The following is a 1,281-nucleotide window of genomic DNA, read 5'->3' as shown; positions in this document are numbered from 1 at the left end:
AGCTCCTTCTGCAGCCGGTTGGCCACCGGCGTGCCGATCACGATGTCGCTGCTGTTGCCGTGCCGCGCCAGCAGCACGCTCAGCGCGGCGTGCAGCACCATGAACAGCGTGGCCTGCTGGTCCCGTGCGACCTTCTTCAAACCTTGGCACGTGGCAGTATCCATCGTGAAGCGGTGCTGCGCGCCACGGAAGCTTTGGTGCGCCGGGCGTGCCCGGTCCAGCGGCAGGCCGTGCACCGGTGGCAGGCTAGCCAACTGCTGGCTCCAGTATCCAAGCTGATCTTCCAACACCGGGCCGGCCAGCCACTCGCGCTGCCATTGCGCATAGTCGGCATACCGGATTGCCAGCGGGCCGTGGGGGTTGGCAGCACCGCTACGCAGCGCCTGGTACTGGTCCAGGAACTCCCTAACCAGCAGGCCCATCGACCAGCCGTCCGAGGCAATGTGGTGCATATTAAACAGCAGCACGCCCGCCTCCTCGCCCAGGCGGACGAAGCTGGCGCGCAGCATCACGTCGCGCACCAGATTGAACGGCGTTTCGGCATCGGCCAGCGCCAACTGCCGCGCGGCCAGTTCCCGCGCGCCGGGATCGAGCGACGTCAGGTCTCTTATTTTGATGCCAAACTCCACCTGCTCCCGGATCACTTGCCACAGCTGCTCGCCTTCACTGGCGAAGACGGTGCGCAGCGGCTCATGCCGTTCAATGATGCGCCGGAACGCCTGCTCGGCGACGGCGACGTCAAAGCGGCCCGTCACGCGCAGGGCGGACGGCATGTTGTAGTGCGAGCTGCCGCCGTCAAGCCGGTCCAGGAACCACAGGCGCTGCTGCGCGAACGACAGGGGAATAGATTCGCTGCCGCGCGCCTGCGCCGTCACCTGCGGGCGCGTGAACGCGCCTGTGCCGCAGTCAATGGCTGCCGCGAGCGCCGCCAACGAACCGTTGGCGAACAAGTCCTTGATTCCCAGCTCGACACCGAGCACGTGGCGCACTTCCGCCAACAGACGTACCGCCAGCAGCGAATGACCGCCCAGCGCGAAGAAGTTCGCTGTCGCGCCAATCTTGCCGACTTCCTGGTTCAGCAGGCCCGCCCAGATCGCGGAGAGCTCTATTTCGGTCTCGGTCTGTGGCGCTACGTACTGCTGCTGCGACAGGCTTGCATCCGGCGCAGGCAGCGCCTTGCGGTCGACCTTGCCGTTCGGGTTCAGCGGCAGCGTATCGAGCGTCACCCACACGGATGGCACCATGTAGGCCGGCAGACTGGCCTGCAGGGCAAGCTGGAGC

General features: G+C 66.3%; 1 protein-coding gene. It reads right to left on the bottom strand.

What is annotated here, in order from left to right; all coding sequences use genetic code 11:
* The coding region (locus O3301_RS28580; RefSeq protein ID WP_305058159.1) for a condensation domain-containing protein at window positions 1-1,281 on the bottom strand (1,281 nt) is incomplete at both ends.

It is taken from the genome of Janthinobacterium sp. SUN211 (genome assembly GCF_030587315.1).
GTDB lineage: Bacteria > Pseudomonadota > Gammaproteobacteria > Burkholderiales > Burkholderiaceae_D > Janthinobacterium > Janthinobacterium kumbetense.
Note: the sequence above shows the minus strand (reverse complement) of the source record. Positions and strands in the feature narration are given on the sequence as shown.